Genomic DNA, 17608 nt, shown 5'->3' on the forward strand with positions numbered 1-17608 from the left:
CCTCAGGACGCTGCGCCTGCTGTGGTCGCTGCCGGCACCTCGATGAGGCGACCGGTGCGGACGTCGTAGACATAGCCGTAGACCGGGATGCGCGCCGGGACGAGCGGGTGGGCCTTGATGCGGGCCACATCGTCGACGACGGCCTGGGCCTGGTCGCTGATCGTGAGCCAGTCGATGTATGCGGCCTCGGCGGAGCCGGGGCCGGTGCCGACGTCCACGAAGCCGTCAGCGCGCAGCTCGGCGGTCTCGAGGGAGTTCGCGAGCAGTCCGCGGATGACCTCGTCGGTGAAGAACTCCATGCCGCAGTCGGTGTGGTGGATGACGAACCACTCCTTCGTGCCCAGCAGCTTGTACGAGATCACGAGGGACCGGATGGCGTCGTCGGACGCGCGTCCCCCGGCGTTACGGATGACGTGGGCATCGCCTTCGCTGAGCCCGGCGTACTTGGCGGGGTCCAGCCGGGCGTCCATGCAGGTGAGGATGGCGAACCCGCGCGCGGGCGGCAGGGCGAGATCGCCCTTGTCGAATGCGGTTGCGTAGGACTCGTTGGCCTCGAGCACCTCGGACAGAACTGACATGACACTCCTCGGGTGGGTGGGACAGTACCACGCTAGGTCTCACCCAGCCCGAGGTGCGCTGTATGACTGTCTGTGACGATCAGTGGCGCAGCCGGTCAGGAAGTACCCGAACCTCCCAGCCCGTGACCGCGGCGATGACCTCGCACAGCGATTCGGCCTCGGAACGCGCCGCGTCGGCCGAGTCGGTCGACAACACGTCGATCGTCAAGGGTGGCGGCTCACCGAACTTCGGGATCTCGATCAGCGCTCGAGCGCCGGAGGGCAGCGCAACGGCGGCGCGAGGGGTGCCCGCATCCGAGATCACGCCCTCGGCAGCGTTCGCGATGATCGTCAGGGCGTCGAGCTTGGTGGTCGCGGTGTCGGCGACAACAGTCGCGACGAACGCGGTCGGCGCAGCATCCATGCACACAGTGTGGCGCACTGCGACCCGGCCAGGGCTGAGGACGAGCGGCAGGCAGATTCAGCCTTCGTGGGACCAGGCGCGCAGCCGCCGCAGCAGCGGGCGCTTCTTCTCGAGGTGCCCGTGCATCCGCCGCAGAATGTCATCGAGCGCTTCGATGGCCTCCTCGATGTGCGGCCCCTTGTTGAGCATGACGCACTCAGCGCGTTCGCCGGCCGCGGCATCCGTCACCTCCGCGCGCGTAGGCACCCCGTTACCGGCGAGGGAGTCGAGCACCTGCGTCGCCCAGATCACCGGAACGTGCGCCGCCTCGCACAGCCAGAGGATCTCTTCCTGCACCTCCGCGAGCCGCTCCCAGCCGGCCTCCACACCCAGGTCGCCGCGGGCGATCATGATGCCCACCCGTGGCCGTTGCATGAGCTCAAGGAGGATTTCGGGCAGCGCCCGGAAGGCGCGCACCGTCTCAATTTTCACAACGACGCCCAGGTGCCCGGCACCCCGCGAGTCGAGCTCGTCGAATAGGCGTGCAACGTCGCCGGGGGAGCGCGCGAACGAGAGCTGCACGATGTCGGTGAATCCGACGACGTCATCGAGAGCTCGCAGATCCTCGTCGGTGAGCGCCGAGATGGGGAGGTCGGTGTCCGGAAGGTTGATGCCCTTCTCGGCACGCAGTTTCGTTCCCCGCGGCGAGGCCAGGGTGACTTCGACCTCCGCGACGCGCCGGCCGTCAGTTACCGCCACGGCGCGCACGAAGCCCTCGATCTTGCCGTCATCGAAGAGCACCCGGTCGCCGACGCGGATCACGTCGAGCGCTTCGGGCACGGTACAGCCGACGTGGTGTCGTCCCTCGTGCGTGAATCCCGGTTCCTCATCCGGACGCAGTTCGACGATGTCGCCCCGATGGACCCGCAGCGCCTGGTCGACCGAGGGCACCGCGCCGACCCGGGTCTCGCGACCATCGACATCCAGCACTGTCCCGGTTCCGATATACGCGGTGCGGTCGCCCTCGATCCGCGCCCCGCCATCGCGCACCGCGACGACGGTCATGTACCGCGAGCGCCCGCGGGTGTCGGTGAATTCGACGGTGTCGTCGATCCGAAGGCGAGCAAGCCACGCGGCATCCGTGACGGGAATCTCCCCAGGGGGTGGAGCCGACCCGTCAGCGCTCGGGGCGACCAGCCAGACCGACGCCGGCTCGATCACGCGTCCCAGAGCGTCGCGCGCGGGAGACACCTTGACGACGCGTGGCCCCGGCTCGAGGGAACCGGTGCGCAGCTTCGGCCCGGCGAGGTCGGTGGCGATACGGATGCCGGTCCCCGCGGCCCGCGTGTGCCTGGCCATCCGCTCCCACGCTGCAGAATCGTCGTGCGCGCAGTTGATGCGGGCGACATCCATGCCGGCTCGGGCGAATCGGGCGACCAGGGCGGGATCGTTCGCGGCTTCGCTCGGCAGTGTGACCATGATCCGAGTGTCGCGGTCGTCGACCGTACCGCCCAGGAGCGCTGCCGCGTTCACGCTCAGGGGAGTGGCCGGACGAGGCTCGGCATCCGGTTCCGGGCTCTTGTGATCGCCCTGCGCGGCCACTCCGAGGGCCGCGTCGATCGTGCCCACTACCGCATCAAGGTTGCGCAGAACATCGGCTTCCATCCGCCCGAGAGATGAGAGCCCCTCTGCGGTGAGGCGATCCTGCAGGTCACGCAGGTCCCGTGAACGCAGGGCGACATAGCGGATGAGATTGGCGGCGCCGGCAGCATGGACGGGATGTACGCGGGCCAGGGGAGCGGATGCCGCTCGCTCGGCATCCTCGACCGCAGAGCGGAGGTCCATGAGTTCGGCACGAAGCGCGTCGAGCCGTTGAGAACGAGCAGTATTGAGCATCGTCCGACCTCCACCTTCGACGTTAGCTCTCCGGCGCGCGCTGTGGCAGAGCCCGGGGCGTGAATATCCGGCGCGTGGAGCTCGCTCACCCCGGGATGACGTCGGCGACGGTCACGGTGTTCCCGCCTGCGATCATCGTCCGGGCGCAGGCGACATCCAGACGCGCGATGGCCAGCCCCGGGTGGTCGAAGGTGTCAGCTTCGGTCGGGGGCTGAAGCGCAGCCTCGATTGCCGCATGATCAATGACGACGCCGTACTGTTCGGCCAGATGTGTTGCCACCGGCACGACCAAGCCCCGCACGACGTTCTCGTCCCAGGGCTGCAGTTCCACGATCACCAGGCGATCCGACAACGCGCCGTAGAACTGCGCAATCCGCTTCTCGTACGGCGCGGTCACAGTGATGACCAGGCGAGCGAGCGGGAAGCGCTCGGACTGCCAGATCTCACGCAGGATCGACACGTCGGGCTCCGTTGTTCCCAGGCGCGCGAGCTCGTCGACGTCTTCGACGACGACGACCGTTCGGCGGGTCAGCGCCGACAGCGTATCGCGCAGCAGCATCGCCGGCTCACCATCCACTGTCGTACCGGGATCGAAGAAGAGGGTCGGCAGCGGATCCTCGAGGTCGAGAAGAAGGCGCGCGATCTCTGCCGCAAGGCTGGTCTTGCCGCAGCCGCGTCGACCCACGAGAGCGGGGATCAGTGGCTGGTCGCTGAGGAGGTACGCGGCGACATCCAGGGCTTCGCGTCCTCGAAGAAGACCCGCCAGTGGATCGGTGCGCGCCGGGGGCGCCTCCCCGTCGGATGCCTCGGATTGCTCGGTGTCATCGGCGCGGGGACGGGTCGGGGAGCTTTCCTCAGGCAACAGGTCGGCTACCGCGAGGTCTCCCCGCAGGGCCGCCTGCAACCGCATTGCCAGGGCCGCGGCATCCGGCGATGCCGTGATCATGTTGCGCACCTCGGCTTCGTTGCCGATCGTCTGGCCGGCAGCGAGAAGGCGGTGAAGCAGCGCCTCGCCGTCACTGCCGAAGGCATCCCGGAACTCGCCGGTCCAGTTCTGCGCGAACGCGGATGCCGCGTGCGTCACTGTCGCGTGATCAGAGCCCCAGCGCTTGGCTTCGGCCTTCGCGAGACCGACCAGCCCACGGATGGACAGCGAGTCGGTCGCGCGCATCGATCCCTCCCTGCGCCGACGGCTCGGGTCGTCGCCACGACGCTTGATAACAGTTCTAGCGCGGTTCTGGCGTTTCCCACTACTGCCCGCAGGTGAGACTGCCAGACTCACAGTCATGAGAACCAGAGCATTGAGTGCAGTTGTCGCCGGAGTCTTCGCTGTGTCGATCGCCCTGAGCGGTTGCTCGCAAAGCAACGAGCCCGTCATCGCGCCCGTGACGATGGACGCCGGGGACCTCCAGGGAGAGACTGTCGAGCTGATCGTCGACCAGGTGCTGAATATCAACACCGGCGATCTGGCGGTCGAAAGCTACAGCGGCGAGGTAGCCGACCCGGCTGTCGCCGAGTTCGTCGCCGGATACACGGACGGCTCTGCAACCTTCAACCCCGGCGTGAAGGCGCTCAGCGTTGGAACCACCGAGGTCGTGCTGTCCAACAGCGACGGCGGCATTCAGGACGTGACCTTCACCGTCGAGGTCACCGAGAAGAAGTGACGGATGCCCCGCGAACTGCTCGCGGGGCATAGTCTCGAGCCATGCGTGCAACCGTCATTCATGGTGCCCGAGACGTCCGACTGGAGGCCGTCCCCGATCCGGTGCTGTCGACCGGTGGCGACGCGATAGTTCGCGTCGTCGCGGCGTGCGTGTGCGGTTCAGACCTGTGGTCGTACCGCGGAATCGCGCCCACCGACGAGCCACACCGGATCGGGCACGAGTTCATCGGCGTCGTCGATTCCGTCGGGGATCAGGTTGAGCTGGTGCGGCCCGGCGACTTCGTGATCGCGCCGTTCTACGTGTGCGACAACACCTGCCTGAACTGCCGCAACGGGGTGAGTACGTCCTGTCTGAACGGCGGATGGTGGGGCCAGGATGACCGGCTCGGCGGCTTCGCCGACGGCGGTCAGGGTGAGCGGGTCCGCGTGCCGCTGGCAGACGGGACACTCGTGGTCGTGCCCGGTCCCGTCGCTGACGAGGAGATTCCGGGCCTGTTGTCGTTGGCTGACGTGATGGGAACCGGCCACCACGCCGCCGTGAGTGCGGGTGTGCAGCCCGGTGACACGGTGGTCGTTGTCGGCGACGGGGCTGTGGGTCTGTGCGGTGTGATCGCCGCGAAGCGACTCGGCGCTGCCGAGATCATCGCGATGTCTCGTAACCCGCAGCGTCAAGCGCTGGCTTGGGAACTGGGCGCAACCCACGTCGTCGCCGAGCGCGGCGATGACGGCGTTGCTGCCGTGCGACAGCTCACGCGGGGGATCGGCGCCGACCGGGTCCTCGAGTGCGTCGGGACCAAGGAGTCGATGGCTCAGGCCTTGGCATCCGCGCGCCCCGGCGGACGAGTCGGGTTCGTCGGAGTGCCGGCTGGCGGTCCGGAGCTGCCTATTCGCGACATGTTCAACCGCAACGTCGGTGTCGTCGGTGGTGTCGCGCCGGTCCGGGGATACATCGAAGAGCTGCTGCCTGACGTGCGGTCGGGGTCGATCACGCCCGGCAAGGTCTTCGATCTCGAGCTTCCGCTGAACGATGTCGCTGAAGCGTACGCGGCGATGGACGAACGTCGTGCGACGAAGGTGCTGTTGCGCCCGTAGCCCGTAGCCCGTAGCCCGTAGCCCCCGCATCTGTAGCGGGGACTTTCGTCGGGCGCCATTTCCGACGTTGTCTGTAACAATGTTCGGATGCAGCTCGAGGCGCAGGATTACGCGGCGATCCTCGACGTCCTCGAGTCGGTAGCCGGCTCACACGACACGCGGGACTATGCCGCGCGCGTGAGTGCCGGGCTCTACCGACTGTTCCCATGCCAAGGGGCCTCGTGCACCGAGATCGACGTCGCCGGGCGTCGGGTGGTCTCCGAGCCAGCGCCGCCGTTCCCGTCAGGCTGGATCGCCCAGTACGGGCCCGCGTTCGAGAAGTTCGCCTGGCAACATCCGCTGTTCGGCGGATTCATCTCTGGCGAGCGGGTCGGGCCGACCACGTGGGATGTGGATGGAGCTGAGCGTGCCTTCGCGCGCACCGAGCTCTACCGCTCGTTCTACGAACCCAACGGTGTTCGTCGCCAGACGGTGTTGATCTTCCCGACGTCCCATGGCACCTCGATGGTGATCTCGATCGACTGTGCCGCCACCCACCCCTGCGGGCACCGTGAAGCAGCGATGCTCTCGACCATCGCGCCCTTGCTCGAGACCAGCTATCGCCTGGTCAGCAGAGCCGAGGGAAACCTCGTCTGGCCCTTTACGGATGCCGACGGGCCGACGATGAGAGCGGCCGCGGCACCGCCCGTGGCGCCTGCTCCACTGGAGCCACTGAGTGAGAGCCCGCAGAAGCTGACGATCGATGACGCGCAGTTGCGAGCCCATAAGGCGTTGCGATCGGCGGGCTTGACTGCACGGCAGGCCGAGATCGCCCTCCTGGTCGCGAGCGGTGCGGCGACGTCCCAGATCGCAACCACATTGCAGATCTCCACGGGAACCGTGCGCAAACATCTTGAAGCCGTTCATGCGACGCTTGGCGTCTCCAGCCGCGCCGCCGTCGCCGCGACAGTCATGCGCCTTGTCCACCCCGAGGCCGCGGGGATCCTCGACCAGCCGCTGCTCTCGCGCTGACGTCGGCCGGGAGCCCGCGGACACTGCACCGGCGGACCATCGACGGCCTCGGGGGCCAAGATCGATGGGTGGACCGCCGGTGCAGTCCCTGAGCCTCGCGGCGCGGGACCCACGACGATCCCGGATGCTGCGACGCTCCCCTCCGCCTACGACGCTACGAGGACGATCCAGATCCGGCCATACGACATTTCGCGTAGCTGAAGGTTAGACGCGTCTGCGGCGTACGCTGGCACCTATGCGACCACCGAGCCCTGATCCCACAGGCCCCGGCCAGGAGTCGGTCTGGGACTACCCGCGGCCGCCGCGTCTGGAGCACGTCGACCGCCGCATCGTGGTCGAGTTCGCAGGTGAGGTGATCGTGGACACGCGGGACGTCGTCCGCGTGCTCGAGACGAGCCATCCTCCCGTCTACTACCTTCCGATCGACGCCTTCGTTCCCGGGGTGCTCCGCCGGGGCGAGGGCGCATCGTTCTGCGAGTTCAAAGGACGGGCTGCGTACTTCGATGTCACGGTGAACGGGCGGGTGGCCCCGCGCGTCGGGTGGACCTATCCTGAGCCGTCCCGTGGTTTCGAAGACCTCGCCGGCCGCGTCGCGCTATATCCCGCTCCGATGGACCGGTGCACGGTCGACGGCGAGCTCGTCACACCCCAGCCGGGAACCTTCTACGGCGGCTGGGTCACGGGCGAGATCCGGGGTCCCTTCAAGGGCGTCCCGGGTTCCGCCGGCTGGTAGCTCGACTGAGCTCCGGAGCAGAAAACCAGGTGCCGCGATGTCAGGTGCCGCTGAGGTCGATGTCGCCGAGGTCGTCGATCTCGGGCCCGGTTGTCAGAAGAACCTCGGCGTCCAGCGTCAGATCGATGACATCGCGCAACAGGCCTCCGAGCGTGGTCGCGCCCAGGAGCCGCAATTGGTCAAGTTGTCCCAGTGGCGCGATGGCCGCGAGCTGCCACGCCGATTCGACAGGGTCCTCCGAGAGCTCGACGTTCGGATCCCAGCGCACGTCACTGAACTCGGCAGCACGGGCGAGGACTCGACGCACGATCTGCTCAGCCTGCGCGTGCAACGGCGCAAGCTCATCGCTCCACTCCAGTTCCGGAATGGGTGTCACGGATGCCGCCGGGTACGGATCGTCCTCGAGCCAACGGTCCACGGCTACTCTGGTGCCCCCGACGGCGATCACGTGCAGATCATCGGCCCGCGGGTCGACCTGCAGGATCCGGGCCATGGTGCCAACGGAGAACCGCTGGTCCCCGCCTCCCGCCTCGCTGCCGCGTTCGATCAGGACCACACCGAATGACGGTTCCTCGTCGTCGAGGACCCGACCGAGCATCATGAGGTAGCGCTGCTCGAAGATGCGCAGTGCGAGCGGGGTGTGAGGGAACAGCACCGTCCCGAGCGGGAACATCGCGACATCCGCCATGCACCCAGTCAACCAGCGATTACGAGCGCGGGCTCCGTCGCCGCAGGATCAGCGCGACAACCACGCGCCACCCGACGAGGAACACCGCGAGCACGATGGACGCGACGATCACGAAGGCCGTCTGCACGCCCTGACCGCTGATGGCGCGCAGGAGCATGCCGCCGATCACCGTGTAGAGCCACACGGCGACACCGGCGCCGAGGATCGCGAGGGGGATGCGCCAGAGCCGCATGGTGAGCCATCCGACCAGAAGAGCGACCAGGAAGGGCCAGGTCGTCTGTGCCAGGCCGAGTCCGTCGGGACCGACGACCTCTTCGCCGTGACTCGCCCGCCCGATCGCGGCGAAGATGACGACGAACGCGATGTCGACGACAAGGGCGATCGCGACCGTGCGCGGAGCCGGCAGTGCGGGGGAGGGGCGGTTCGGTTCGGGGTCTGCGCTCATGCCTCCAGTGTGCCCGGGTGGGCCGGGTCGCCGAGCTAACCTTGTGCGGTGGCACTGTCGAAGATCCTGCTCTACTACCGGTTCACGCCGATCACCGACCCGAACGCGGTCCGGCTGTGGCAGCGTGACCTGTGCGAGCTTCTCGGGCTGCGCGGCCGCATCCTGATCTCGAAGGACGGGATCAACGCCACTGTCGGCGGCGAGCTCGGCGCGATGAAGACCTACTGGCGCAAGACGCGCGAGTACCCCGGCTTCGGTGACATCGACTTCAAGTGGTCGGAGGGAAGCGGCCTCGACTCCGACGGGCGGATCGTCGACTTCCCGCGCCTGTCGGTGAAAGTGCGCGATGAGATCGTGAGTTTCGGCGCCCCCGGCGAGCTGCGTGTGGACCCGACCGGTGTCGTCGGCGGCGGCACCCACCTGTCGCCTGGTGCCGTGCACAAGCTCGTCCAGGAGCGCGGCGATGACGTCGTCTTCTTCGACGGCCGCAACGCCTTCGAAGCCGAGATCGGGCGTTTCAAGAACGCCGTCGTGCCGGATGTCGCCACGACGCGCGATTTCGTCGCGGAACTGGAGTCGGGCCGATACGACCACCTCAAGAACAAGCCCGTCGTCACGTACTGCACGGGCGGCATCCGCTGTGAGGTGCTCTCCAGCCTCATGGTCTCGCGCGGGTTCTCGGAGGTGTACCAGATGGATGGCGGAATTGTCCGGTACGGCGAGAGCTTCGGCAACACCGGGCTGTGGGAGGGTGCGCTCTACGTCTTCGACGGGCGTGAGTCGATCACTTTCGGGACCGACGCCGCGACGATCGGGGCATGCGTCACGTGCGGTGCGGCGACCTCGCGCATGGTCAATTGTGCCGAGGGGGACTGCCGGGTGCGCGTCGTGCACTGCGAGGAATGCACGGATGCCGCATCCGCCCTGTGCTCCCGCCACGCCGGCGTCATGCGGCCGGCTGGGGCGGTGGCCGACCGTAACTGATCGCGGAACACTTCGTCACGAGATCACAACATCCTTATGCCGTCGGCGTCCGGTGCCGTAGTGTGAGTCCCGCGTCGGCCACCGACGTGCGGGTCGCGCACTGCGATCCGGAGGTTTACGAAGGAAAAGACGATATGGCCACCGGCACCGTCAAATGGTTCAACTCCGAGAAGGGATTCGGTTTCATCGCTCCCGATGACGGTTCCGCCGACGTGTTCGCGCACTTCAGCGCGATCGCCGGCAGCGGCTACCGCAGCCTGGAGGAAGCGCAGAAGGTCGAGTTCGACACCGAGCAGGGCCCCAAGGGTCTGCAGGCTGCGAACATCCGCGCACTCTGACACAATCCCCTCGAACGCGCCGCTCCGATGTCGGAGTCGGCGCGTTCGTCGTTTCCGCGGAGCATCCGTCTCACGAAGGCCTGCCACCGACCTCTCGGAGGTAGGAGATCTTCCGACGGTCGGAGGCTTCGGCGCCGGATCGTCCTACCTCGGTGATTTGGCCTACATCCGCGCGGCGACGAGACCGTCCCCGACTGCCGGGAGCCTGACGATGTCGTGTGAACACGTGAGTATTCGGATGCCGACATATCGCTCTCCGTAGTGTGGGTACAGCGAACGGCAACTGCCCTTGGCATCCATCCCGCGGCGCGCACGATGTGCGGCGCACAAGCGAAGTCAGGTGCCGTTGTGTCGTCATCCTCCGTATCTTCCGGTCCTCCCGTCGTGACCGACTCTCCTCGTCTCGGGCCGGTTCGCCAGACCTACGCCGGGACGGATGAGTTCCCGCCGGTCGCCCGTGCTTACACGCAGGTGTCGCAGGTGGTCCGTGAACTCGGCTTGCTCCGGCGCACGCCGTGGTTCTATGCGGCAGTTGGCGCCGCGATCGCCGCGGGCTTCGGCGGCGCGATCACCGGATTCATCGTTCTGGGCGACAGCTGGCTTCAGCTGCTGGTGGCGGCTGCGTTCGGCATCCTGTTCACTCAGGTCGCGTTCCTCGCCCACGAGGCAGCGCACCGCCAGATCCTCTCCAGCGGGCCCGCCAACGACCGGCTCGCTCGAGTGCTCGGCGGCATCGTCGGCATGAGCTACTCGTGGTGGGACTCCAAGCACTCGCGTCACCACGCCAACCCGAACCGTGTCGGCAAGGACCCCGACATCGAGGTCGACACGATCTCCTTCCTCGAGACTGACGCCGCAGCATCCCGCGGTCTCGTGCGCGTGGTCACGCGCAAGCAGGGGTGGCTGTTCTTTCCGCTCCTGACGCTGGAGGGGCTGAATCTCTACGCGCTGAGCTTCCGTCACCTGCTCTCACGGGGGCCGGTCAAGGGCCGGTGGACCGAGCTCGGCATCCTGAGCTTGCGTTTTGGCGTCGTGCTGGTGCCGATCTTCCTGCTCCTGCCGCTGGGCATGGCCTTCGCCTTCTTCGGTGTGATGGTCGCCGTGTTCGGTGTGTACATGGGTGCCTCGTTCGCACCGAACCACAAGGGGATGCCGATCATCGCGCCCGACGCGAAGCTCGACTTCTTCTCGAAGCAGGTGCGAACCTCACGCAATGTCGCCGGCGGATGGTGGGCTACCTGGCTCATGGGTGGCCTGAACTACCAGGTCGAACACCACCTGTTCCCGAGCATGTCGCGCCTGCACCTGGCACAAGCTCGCGAGGTCGTGCGCGACTATTGCGAGACCCACGACGTGCCCTATACCGAGACCTCGCTCTGGCGTTCGTACGCGATCGTCATCGACTACCTCAACCGTGTGGGACTGGCAGCCCGCGACCCGTTCGACTGCCCCATGGTCTCGGAGTACCGGAGGGTCTGAGCCTTCCGGCCCCGGGGTGCGGGGGCGCGGCCCGACCGCAGCGCCCAGGTATCACTGGTAGGGTCGTTCACGGCGGACATCGTTCTCGATCTCTGCCGGCGTCGTCGACACGCATCCCGGCCTGACGGTCCGGCTCTCTTCTCGAACGGCGAAACGATGCGCGAACCCGCGCCGTCGCCAATCCTCCGCTCACCACAGCCCTGCGCCGCTTTGCGCGGGTCATGCAGCTGTGTGCGGATAATCACGAAAGCATCCCCATGACTACTTTCCTTGACCTTGGCGTGCCCGCAGTGCTCGCCGAGGTGCTCAGTTCCTCGGGCAAGTCCGAGGCATTCCCGATTCAGCGCGACACGCTGCCCGATTCCCTTGCAGGGCGCGACGTGCTCGGCCGCGGCCGCACCGGCAGTGGCAAGACGATCGCGTTCGCGCTGCCGCTGGTGGCCCGCATCGCGGCGTCCGCGACCCCGTTGACCTCCGGGCGTCCGCGGGGTCTGGTGCTGGCCCCCACGCGGGAGCTCGCAACACAGATCGCCGCGACCATCGAGCCGCTGGCAAACGCCGTGGGCCTGCGGGTCACGACGATCTTCGGCGGCGTCAGCCAGCGCCCGCAGGAGCAGGCGCTGCGCGCTGGCGTCGACATCGTCGTAGCGTGCCCCGGGCGCCTCGAAGACCTGATGAAGCAGCAGATCGTGCGCCTTGACCGCGTCGAAGTCAGCGTGCTCGACGAGGCAGACCACATGGCCGACCTCGGCTTCCTCCCGGGCGTCACGCGGATCCTCGCCGCGACGCCGGCCGACGGTCAGCGCCTCCTGTTCAGCGCGACTCTCGACGGCGGCATCGATGTGCTCGCTCGCCGGTTCTTGTCCTCGCCGGTGAGCCACGAGGTCGACGAGTCGAGCGTCCCCGCGGGGGAGATGACCCACCGCGTGTTCTTGATCCCCGGAACTGAAGAGAAGACCGCGCTCATCCGCGAGCTCGCCTCGGGTCAGGGACGTCGCATCCTGTTCACGCGCACCAAGCACCAGGCCAAGAAGCTGGCCAAACAGCTCACCGCGGCAGGCATCCCCGCCGTCGACCTGCATGGAAACCTCTCGCAGAACGCGCGGGACCGGAACCTCGCCGCGTTCTCCGCGTCTCCCGAGAACGACGGCGTCCGGGTGCTGGTAGCGACGGATGTCGCAGCCCGCGGCGTGCACGTCGACCAGGTCGAGCTCGTCGTCCACGTGGATCCTCCCGTCGAGCACAAGGCGTACCTGCACCGGTCGGGTCGCACGGCACGCGCGGGTGCCGAGGGGACCGTCGTCACGGTCGGCCTCGAGGCCCAGCGTCGCGAGATCGCCCAGCTGCTCAAGAAGGCGGGTATCCAGGTCGACGCCGAGTCGGTGAAGGCATCGTCGGCAGCCGTCGACGAACTGGTCGGACCGCGCGCCGCTCACCGGATGCTGCCTGTGACCGCCCCCGCCGCGTCGACGCCTCGTGCCCGCTCTGGTGGGTCGGGCGGCGCTGTCCAGCGCTCTGGCGGCGGTGGACAGCGCTCCGGCGGCGGACAGCGCAGCGGCTCGGGTCGTGGCGCTCAGCCGGGACGCTCCGCGAAGCCCGGACACACGGCCAAGCCCACCCATGCCCACAATCCGCGTCACGCTGCCGACCAGGGGTCCGCAGCGGAGCGCAACCTGCAGCGGGCCGACGGTGCGCCCGCCCGACGTCGCCGCGGCTCGCGTGGTCGCGGCGCCGGCCAGCGTCCTGCCGCGCAGTAAGCGCCGGAGCGCCCGCTCAGGGATCAGGTCTGACACGAGGGGTCGCGACACACCGCACACGCACAGCGTGATACGGCGTGTTGCGACCCCTCGCGCTTGACGCAGGGTCAGCCGAAGAGCGGCGCCGGAGCGCCTCAGATGTCGCTCGGCGTCCACTCCGAGACGACGCTCAGCTCTTCGAGCTCATCGTGGGTGAGCTCCAGCGTCGCGCTCGCCAGCAGATCCGCGACGTGCTCGACGCGCGACGCGCTGGCGATCGGAGCGACAACGTGCGGCTGCTCGCGCAACCAGGCCAGCGACACCGCGGCCATCGTGCTCGCGTGGGACGCGGCGATCCGCTCCACGACCTGCAGCACCTGAAGTCCCTGCGCAGTCGCATATTTCGCTGCACCCTTGGCCCGCGGCGATGCGCCACCGTCGGCATCCGGCGACCGGTACTTTCCGGTCAAGAAACCGCTGGCGAGGGCGTAGTACGGCAGGATGCCGAGGTCGAACTCCTCAGCGATCGGGGCGATCTCGCCCTCGACCTCGTTGCGGTGCACGAGGTTGTAGTGAGGCTGCAGCGCGACAGGCTGAGCAACGCCCAGATCGGCGGCGGTCAGCATCCATTCGCGCATGCGATCAGGCGTGAAGTTCGACAGGCCGATCGTGCGAACAAGGCCATCGTCGACGAGTTTTCCGAAAGCTGACACTGCTTCGGCCAGTGGAACCTCGGGGTCGTCATAGTGTGCGTAGTACAGGTCGATGGTCTCGACGCCAAGACGCTGCAGCGACGCCTCGGCGGCACCGCGGACGTTCTTCAGGCCCGGGAAGTCGGGGTGACGGCTGACCTTGGTTGCGATGGTCAGCTCTGCGGACGGACGGGCAGCGAGCCAGGCTCCGATGATTCTCTCGCTGTCGCCTCCGGTGTTACCCGGAGCCCACGCGCTGTATCCATCGGCTGTGTCTACGAAGTCGCCGCCGCCCTCGGTGAACGCGTCGAGAATCGCGAAGCTCTCGTCTCGGTCGGCGGTCCAGCCGAACACATTGCCACCGAGGCAGAGTGGGAAGACGTCGAGGTCGCTGGTTCCGATGCGGGTCATGACTCCATCCTGGCACCGCCCCGAAACATGAGGACTTTTCTCACCGTGTCATCGAGGTGACGACACGTGCGTCATCGCTAGCGTGTGGCTCGCGACGCCCACCCCGAATCAGCGTCTGCACCCGAGAGGACACCATGATCGTTCGCTTCGCCCGTCCTGGCCTTGCCGTTCTCGCCCTACTGGGGCTCCTTGCTGGCATGCTGCTGTCCATCGTGCCTGCAGCGCGATCGGATGCCGCCTCCTGTGCTCCGGCGTGGTCGTCGGGAGAGACGTACGTCGGGGGAGACACGGCCAGCAAGGACGGCACCCAGTACAGGGCTAACTGGTGGACCAGAGGCGACGATCCCGTCACGAACAACGGCGTGACCGGTACCGGCCAGCCGTGGACCTCGATCGGTGCGTGCGGTGCGGCCACTCCCGCGCCCACGCCGACATCCGCACCGACAGCTTCGCCGACGCCGACGGGTGCGTGCGCCGTTGCGGCCTGGAGCGCGGGATCGACCTACGTCGCCGGCAATACTGCCACTCAAGGCGGCATCCTGTACCGAGCAAACTGGTGGTCGCGCGGCGATGATCCGGCGACCCACAACGGCGTCAGCGGGACTGGCCAGCCCTGGACCGCGCAGGGTCCGTGCGGCACCCCGAGCGCCTCGCCGACGCCGACCGCAACACCGACCGCCCCGCCGAGCCCGACACCGACCTCTACTCCGTCGCCCACACCGACACCGACCGGTACGCCCGGCGTCGCACCCGACTTCGTTTTCAGTCCCTACAAGGACGTCACGGTCGGCATGAACTGGAACACCTCGGCAATGGGAACGGCTGTGGGTGGCTCCTCCCAGCCGCTCGTCGGTGCGAGCGGGCTGCTGGGCAGCGACGCGACCGACCTGGATGCCGTCACGCTGGCTTTCGCGACCGGAACCTGCGGAAGCGAGAACTGGGGCGGCGTTGCTGCCCAGGCTTTCGCCGATGCGAACATTCCCGCTCTGGCAGCGGCTGGCATCGACTACGTCGTCTCCACGGGCGGAGCGGCGGGGGCGTTCCACTGTTCATCGGCCGCTGGGATGACCTCGTTCATCGAGCGGTACGCATCCGATCATCTCATCGGTGTCGACTTCGACATCGAGTCCGGGCAGTCGGCGTCCGGCATCCGCGATCTTGTCGCGGCCGCGGCCGGCGTTCAGGACAGCTATCCGCAGTTGCGGTTCTCGTTCACGCTCGCGACTCTCGCGGCAAGCGATGGCAGCTACGGCGGATTGAACGCGACGGGCGCGACAACAGTCCGGGCAATTCAGGCTTCGAACCTTCGCAATTACACCGTGAACCTGATGGTGATGGACTACGGCGCCGCGGGGCCGGGGATGTGTGTGGTCAGCGGCGGGATATGTGACATGGGCGCCTCGGCGATCCAGGCGGCGACGAACCTGCAGCACTCGTTTGGAGTTCCGACAGACAAGATCGAGCTCACGCCGATGATCGGCATGAACGACGTGCGCGATGAGATCTTCACACTCGCCGATGTGCAGACCGTCGCCGCGTATGCACAGTCCCAAGGGCTTGCCGGCATCCACTTCTGGTCCCTCGATCGCGACGTGCCCTGTTCGCCGCCGACCCCGTGGGTCTCGATCACCTGCAACTCGGTGGCCAGTGGCACCTCATCGCTGTCGTACACGAACGGATTCCTGGACGCGATCGGGTGACGGATGCGTGGCGAGGAGCTATCTGTCACGGCTGGCGCTCCTGACTCCGGCGGCTCTGTTCGGTAGCGTGTGAACGGTGAACGCACCCGTCGATCCGACAACCACGCCCGCCTGGTCCGCCCTCACCGATGCCGCATCCGGATTCGCCCCGGATCTGCGCGCCTGGTTCGACACCGACCCCGGTCGCGTCGAACGCCTGAGCCACCCTCTCGCCGACCTGCACGTCGACCTGTCGAAGAACCTCGTCACCGATGAGATCCTCGCCTCGCTCGTGCGGCTGGCCGAGCAGACCGGCGTTGCCGAGCGGTTCGCCCAGATGCTTGCCGGCGTGCACCTGAACACCTCTGAGGACCGCGCGGTGCTGCACACGGCGCTGCGCCGCCCGGCAGGTGAGACCCCCGCGCTCGTCGTCGATGGTCAGGATGTCGATACCGACGTGCACGCGGTTCTCGACGCGATGGATGCCTTCGCCAACCGCGTGCGGTCGGGGGAGTGGGTCGGTGTGACCGGCAAGAAGGTCACGCACGTCGTCAACATCGGCATCGGCGGCTCCGACCTCGGTCCCGTCATGGTCTACGAAGCTCTGCGTCCCTATGCAACAGCCGGGATCGAGGCACGGTTCGTCTCGAACATCGACCCGACCGACATGGCGCAGAAGACGGCGGACCTCGACCCCGAGACGACTCTGTTCATCGTCGCCTCCAAGACCTTCACAACCCTCGAGACCCTCACCAACGCGCGACTCGCGCGGGACTGGCTGTGGGCGGGGCTCACGGCATCCGGCGCCATCGACGGGTCGGATGCAGCCAAGACGGATGCCGTCGCGCACCACTTCGCCGCCGTATCGACCGCGCTCGACAAGGTCGCCGCCTTCGGGATCGACACCGACAACGCATTCGGCTTCTGGGACTGGGTGGGTGGCAGGTATTCGGTCGACTCGGCGATCGGACTCTCGCTCACGATCGCGCTCGGGCCGGATGCCTTCCGCGACCTGCTCGCGGGCTTCCACGCCGTCGACGTCCACGTCGCGACGACGCCGTTGGAGCGCAACGTCCCGGTCCTGATGGGCCTGCTCAATGTCTGGTACACGAACTTCCTCGGTGCGCAGACCCACGCGGTGCTTCCGTATGCTCAGCAACTGCATCGCTTCCCGGCGTACCTGCAGCAGTTGACGATGGAGTCCAACGGCAAACGGGTGCGGTGGGACGGCTCACCGGTCGTCACCGATACCGGCGAGGTGTTCTGGGGTGAGCCCGGCACGAACGGGCAGCACGCTTTCTACCAGCTCATCCATCAGGGCACGCGGCTCATCCCGGCGGATTTCATCGCGTTCGTGAACCCGGCGTACCCGCTTCAGGACGCCGGCCGGGACGTGCACGGGCTCTTCCTCGCGAACTTCCTGGCCCAGACCAAGGCCCTTGCATTCGGCAAGACCGCCGAGGAGGTCGAGGCCGAAGGCTCGACCGGCGCCCTCGTCGCTGCGCGTACGTTCCCGGGTAACCGCCCGACGACGTCGATCTTCGCGCCCGCGCTGACGCCCTCGGTGCTCGGTCAACTCATCGCACTTTACGAACACATCGTGTTCACGCAAGGCACGATCTGGGGCATCAACTCGTTCGATCAGTGGGGTGTCGAGCTCGGCAAGCAACTCGCGCTGCAGATCGCTCCGGCGATCGAGGGCGATGCGGACGCCGTTGCAGCGCAGGATGCCTCGACTCGCGCGCTGCTGGAGTACTACCGCGAGCATCGCGAGGCAGTCCGCTCCCGCGAGGAATGAGTC

17 protein-coding genes are annotated in these 17608 nt (G+C 67.4%); 10 read left to right on the plus strand and 7 right to left on the minus strand.

Annotated elements, in window-relative coordinates; genetic code table 11:
- Positions 1–2 precede the first annotated feature (2 nt).
- From LL236_RS10190 to LL236_RS10205, 4 genes are all read right to left on the minus strand, one after another.
- Complete coding sequence (locus LL236_RS10190; RefSeq protein ID WP_228178635.1) at positions 3–578, minus strand: beta-class carbonic anhydrase; 576 nt, start codon at positions 576–578, stop codon at positions 3–5.
- A gap of 79 nt (positions 579–657) precedes the next feature.
- Positions 658–981: a hypothetical protein gene (locus LL236_RS10195; protein ID WP_228178636.1), complete on the minus strand. Its 324-nt coding sequence runs from the start codon at positions 979–981 to the stop codon at positions 658–660.
- A gap of 57 nt (positions 982–1038) precedes the next feature.
- Complete coding sequence (locus tag LL236_RS10200; protein ID WP_228178637.1) at positions 1039–2856, minus strand: pyruvate kinase; 1818 nt, start codon at positions 2854–2856, stop codon at positions 1039–1041.
- 85 nt (positions 2857–2941) lie between these two features.
- Positions 2942–4027 (minus strand): AAA family ATPase, encoded by a 1086-nt coding sequence (locus tag LL236_RS10205; RefSeq protein WP_228178638.1) that lies wholly within the window; start codon positions 4025–4027, stop codon positions 2942–2944.
- A gap of 115 nt (positions 4028–4142) precedes the next feature.
- Here LL236_RS10205 and LL236_RS10210 point away from each other — a divergent pair, with 115 nt between their 5' ends.
- From LL236_RS10210 to LL236_RS10225, 4 genes are all read left to right on the plus strand, one after another.
- The gene (locus LL236_RS10210) at positions 4143–4520 is read left to right on the plus strand and encodes a hypothetical protein (RefSeq protein ID WP_228178639.1); all 378 of its coding nucleotides are present in this window, start codon (positions 4143–4145) and stop codon (positions 4518–4520) included.
- A 41-nt stretch (positions 4521–4561) separates the two neighbouring features.
- Entirely contained in the window at positions 4562–5611 is a 1050-nt protein-coding gene (locus tag LL236_RS10215) for a zinc-dependent alcohol dehydrogenase family protein (RefSeq protein ID WP_228178640.1), read from the plus strand.
- Positions 5612–5698: 87 nt separating this feature from the next.
- Positions 5699–6622, plus strand: coding sequence for a response regulator transcription factor (locus tag LL236_RS10220; protein WP_228178641.1), 924 nt, complete (start codon positions 5699–5701; stop codon positions 6620–6622).
- 235 nt (positions 6623–6857) lie between these two features.
- Positions 6858–7355 carry a DUF427 domain-containing protein gene (locus LL236_RS10225; protein WP_228178642.1) on the plus strand — a complete coding sequence of 166 codons (498 nt, stop codon included), beginning with the start codon at positions 6858–6860 and terminating at the stop codon, positions 7353–7355.
- Positions 7356–7395: 40 nt separating this feature from the next.
- On the opposite strand, the gene LL236_RS10230 is transcribed toward LL236_RS10225, so the two are convergent.
- Together LL236_RS10230 and LL236_RS10235 are read right to left on the minus strand one after the other, a co-directional pair.
- Positions 7396–8043 carry an LON peptidase substrate-binding domain-containing protein gene (locus tag LL236_RS10230; RefSeq protein WP_228178643.1) on the minus strand — a complete coding sequence of 216 codons (648 nt, stop codon included), beginning with the start codon at positions 8041–8043 and terminating at the stop codon, positions 7396–7398.
- Between the two features lie 19 nt (positions 8044–8062).
- Positions 8063–8488: a DUF3054 domain-containing protein gene (locus LL236_RS10235; protein ID WP_228178644.1), complete on the minus strand. Its 426-nt coding sequence runs from the start codon at positions 8486–8488 to the stop codon at positions 8063–8065.
- A 48-nt stretch (positions 8489–8536) separates the two neighbouring features.
- Between LL236_RS10235 and trhO the strand changes: the two genes are divergently transcribed.
- From trhO to LL236_RS10255, 4 genes are all read left to right on the plus strand, one after another.
- Positions 8537–9472: an oxygen-dependent tRNA uridine(34) hydroxylase TrhO gene (gene trhO / locus LL236_RS10240; RefSeq protein WP_228178645.1), complete on the plus strand. Its 936-nt coding sequence runs from the start codon at positions 8537–8539 to the stop codon at positions 9470–9472.
- A 134-nt stretch (positions 9473–9606) separates the two neighbouring features.
- Positions 9607–9810, plus strand: coding sequence for a cold-shock protein (locus tag LL236_RS10245; protein WP_228178646.1), 204 nt, complete (start codon positions 9607–9609; stop codon positions 9808–9810).
- Between the two features lie 384 nt (positions 9811–10194).
- Positions 10195–11289: a fatty acid desaturase family protein gene (locus LL236_RS10250; RefSeq protein WP_374198025.1), complete on the plus strand. Its 1095-nt coding sequence runs from the start codon at positions 10195–10197 to the stop codon at positions 11287–11289.
- Positions 11290–11546: 257 nt separating this feature from the next.
- The gene (locus LL236_RS10255) at positions 11547–13046 is read left to right on the plus strand and encodes a DEAD/DEAH box helicase (protein ID WP_228178648.1); all 1500 of its coding nucleotides are present in this window, start codon (positions 11547–11549) and stop codon (positions 13044–13046) included.
- Between the two features lie 134 nt (positions 13047–13180).
- Here LL236_RS10255 and LL236_RS10260 read toward each other — a convergent pair whose 3' ends face one another.
- Positions 13181–14128: an aldo/keto reductase gene (locus LL236_RS10260; RefSeq protein WP_228178649.1), complete on the minus strand. Its 948-nt coding sequence runs from the start codon at positions 14126–14128 to the stop codon at positions 13181–13183.
- Between the two features lie 134 nt (positions 14129–14262).
- Here LL236_RS10260 and LL236_RS10265 point away from each other — a divergent pair, with 134 nt between their 5' ends.
- Both LL236_RS10265 and pgi read left to right on the plus strand, forming a co-directional pair.
- Positions 14263–15828, plus strand: coding sequence for a carbohydrate-binding protein (locus LL236_RS10265; protein ID WP_228178650.1), 1566 nt, complete (start codon positions 14263–14265; stop codon positions 15826–15828).
- A 76-nt stretch (positions 15829–15904) separates the two neighbouring features.
- On the plus strand, positions 15905–17605 hold the full coding sequence (pgi, locus tag LL236_RS10270; RefSeq protein ID WP_228178651.1) for a glucose-6-phosphate isomerase: 1701 nt from the start codon (positions 15905–15907) through the stop codon (positions 17603–17605).
- The last annotated feature ends 3 nt before the right edge of the window (positions 17606–17608 follow it).

Origin of the sequence: Microbacterium schleiferi (assembly GCF_020781975.1) — a bacterium.
Classification (GTDB): domain Bacteria; phylum Actinomycetota; class Actinomycetes; order Actinomycetales; family Microbacteriaceae; genus Microbacterium.

Excerpts from the sequence above, each read along its gene's own strand:
- LL236_RS10220 (WP_228178641.1), top strand. The coding sequence starts at position 5,699 with ATGCAGCTCGAGGCGCAGGATTACGCGGCGATCCTCGACGTCCTCGAG.
- LL236_RS10235 (WP_228178644.1), bottom strand. The coding sequence starts at position 8,488 with ATGAGCGCAGACCCCGAACCGAACCGCCCCTCCCCCGCACTGCCGGCT.
- LL236_RS10230 (WP_228178643.1), bottom strand. The coding sequence starts at position 8,043 with ATGGCGGATGTCGCGATGTTCCCGCTCGGGACGGTGCTGTTCCCTCAC.
- LL236_RS10255 (WP_228178648.1), top strand. The coding sequence starts at position 11,547 with ATGACTACTTTCCTTGACCTTGGCGTGCCCGCAGTGCTCGCCGAGGTG.
- LL236_RS10260 (WP_228178649.1), bottom strand. The coding sequence starts at position 14,128 with ATGACCCGCATCGGAACCAGCGACCTCGACGTCTTCCCACTCTGCCTC.
- LL236_RS10205 (WP_228178638.1), bottom strand. The coding sequence starts at position 4,027 with ATGCGCGCGACCGACTCGCTGTCCATCCGTGGGCTGGTCGGTCTCGCG.
- LL236_RS10245 (WP_228178646.1), top strand. The coding sequence starts at position 9,607 with ATGGCCACCGGCACCGTCAAATGGTTCAACTCCGAGAAGGGATTCGGT.
- LL236_RS10225 (WP_228178642.1), top strand. The coding sequence starts at position 6,858 with ATGCGACCACCGAGCCCTGATCCCACAGGCCCCGGCCAGGAGTCGGTC.
- LL236_RS10190 (WP_228178635.1), bottom strand. The coding sequence starts at position 578 with ATGTCAGTTCTGTCCGAGGTGCTCGAGGCCAACGAGTCCTACGCAACC.
- LL236_RS10195 (WP_228178636.1), bottom strand. The coding sequence starts at position 981 with ATGGATGCTGCGCCGACCGCGTTCGTCGCGACTGTTGTCGCCGACACC.
- LL236_RS10200 (WP_228178637.1), bottom strand. The coding sequence starts at position 2,856 with ATGCTCAATACTGCTCGTTCTCAACGGCTCGACGCGCTTCGTGCCGAA.
- LL236_RS10265 (WP_228178650.1), top strand. The coding sequence starts at position 14,263 with ATGATCGTTCGCTTCGCCCGTCCTGGCCTTGCCGTTCTCGCCCTACTG.
- LL236_RS10215 (WP_228178640.1), top strand. The coding sequence starts at position 4,562 with ATGCGTGCAACCGTCATTCATGGTGCCCGAGACGTCCGACTGGAGGCC.
- LL236_RS10210 (WP_228178639.1), top strand. The coding sequence starts at position 4,143 with ATGAGAACCAGAGCATTGAGTGCAGTTGTCGCCGGAGTCTTCGCTGTG.